Here is a 2041-nt window from a genome sequence, read left to right on the forward strand (position 1 = left end):
CATAGCCTTTGTCAGTGGGCGCGTTTGTGTGTTTATTCCCTAAGTCACCCCATGTCGTAATCGAACCATCAACTTTAAGAGCAGCAAAGGCTTTATCGGTTGAATAAATCTTGATATAGCCTTTGTCAGTGGGTGCGTTGGGTGCTTTTTTGCCTCCACTCTCTAAGTTACCCCATGTCGCAATTGAGCCATCGGCTTTAAGGGCAGCAAAGGCAAGTGCATTTGAGTAAATCTTGGTATAACCCTTGCCAGTGGGTGCTTTTTTGCCTCCAAAATCTGAGTCTCCCCACGCCTTGATTGAGCCATCAGCTTTCATGGCAGCAAAGGCATATGCATTTGAGTAAATCTTGGTATAACCTTTGCCAGTAGGTGCGTCTTTGCCTCCAGAATCTGGATGGCCCCACACCGTGATTGAGCCATCAGCTTTCATGGCAGCAAAAGCATCAGTAGTTGAATAAATCTTGGTATATCCTCTGCCAGAAGGTGCGTTTTTACCCCCATACTTTGCGCTACCCCACACCTTGATTGAGCCATTAGCTTTAAGGGCAGCAAAGGCAAGTGCATTTGAGTAAATCTTGGTATATCCTTTGCCAGTAGGTACTTTTTTGCCTCCAAAATATGAGTGCCCCCACGCCTTGATTGAACCATTGGGTTTAAGGACGGCAAAGGCTCTTTTATTAGAATAAATCTTGGTATAGCCGCTGCCAGCAGGTGCACCCGTGCCTCCAGAATATGAGTTACCCCACGCCTTGATTGAGCCATCGTGCGTAAGGGCGGCAAAGGCTTGATCAGTTGAATAAATCTTGGTATATCCACTGCCAGAAGGTGCGTTTTTACCTCCAGAATATGGATCACCCCACGCCCTGATGAAACCACCATCTTTAAGGGCAGCAAAGGCATATTCATTTGAATAAATCTCGGTATAGTCACCATTACCAGTGAGTGCTTTTTTGACTTCAGAAGGTACTCCTCCGCCCCACACCATGACTGAGCCATCGGCTTTAAGGGCGGCAAAGGTATTTCTATTAGCATAATTTGGCGCATTATTAACCCCACCAAAATCATTTTGAGCACTAGAATAATCCACCTTAGCAAAACGCAAAGGATCAATACCCATAACCTGAACTTCTGCTAGAGACAGATAGCTTTTGGTAAGCAACTGGATTTTAACATAGCGCCCTTGTTTACCTGGTGCGTCTAATTTAATGGTTTTTTTAGGATTAGGCGTGGTATGAAAGTCTTGTTGATAGGTGTGGGTACTGAAGTCTGCTTCATTAGAAATACTAACTTGGTAGTGGGCTAGTCTAGCTGCACAGCAATCAGTGCGGTTGTAGATAATGATTTTATTAATCTTTTTCTGACTGCCTAGATCAACCTGCCACCAAGCACCGTGTTCATATTCGGTATGGGTTGTGCTCTTATTTAAGAAATAGCCATCAGTGTTACCATCCACTGCATAGCCGGCAACAGGGATGATATCGTGGTATAGATATATGCTGGATTGCGTGGCATGTTTTCCAAAGGCCAGATTAATATCGCCGACACCAACAGCAATAACAACAGTTGCAGTGTCAGTAATAAAGGTAAAGAAGAAATTAATTGCTGTTGCTGTTACAACATAAGTCACTGGATTAGATGCAACAATTGGCGTTCCAGAGATAGTCCCAGTTTTTGTATTAAAGGATAAGCCATTGGAAATAGCAGGGGAAATTGAGTAATCAAAAGCAGTATCACCTGTATTGGTGATGGTAACAGGTGTAATAGCGATTCCAGTAGTAGCACTAACATGATTAGTACTGATTGTGATGAGTGGACCCACAAGACTAAAAGCATTTAAAGAGATTGAAATGATGGCAATTGCAAGGAGTTTAGTTAGTTTTTTCAGTGTATTTGTTGTGTTTTTCATTTTTAAAAAATAATAATTAAAAAATTCACTGTATCATTTAAAAATAATTTTGTCAAGGTTTTTTTATGCGCCAAAAAAAATTAGTTAAGATTGGTGGTGTAGAAAATACTTTTTGTTCCTCTTTTGATAAAATCC

At 41.6% G+C, this 2041-nt stretch carries 1 protein-coding gene; it reads right to left on the bottom strand.

Going from position 1 to position 2041, the window contains the following annotated elements; genetic code table 11:
• On the bottom strand, positions 1 to 1906 hold a 1906-nt coding region (locus BAZSYMA_RS03800), incomplete at its 3' end, for a galactose-binding domain-containing protein (protein WP_195910080.1).
• Positions 1907 to 2041 lie beyond the last annotated feature (135 nt).

Origin of the sequence: Bathymodiolus azoricus thioautotrophic gill symbiont (assembly GCF_001298715.1) — a bacterium.
GTDB lineage: Bacteria > Pseudomonadota > Gammaproteobacteria > PS1 > Pseudothioglobaceae > Thiodubiliella.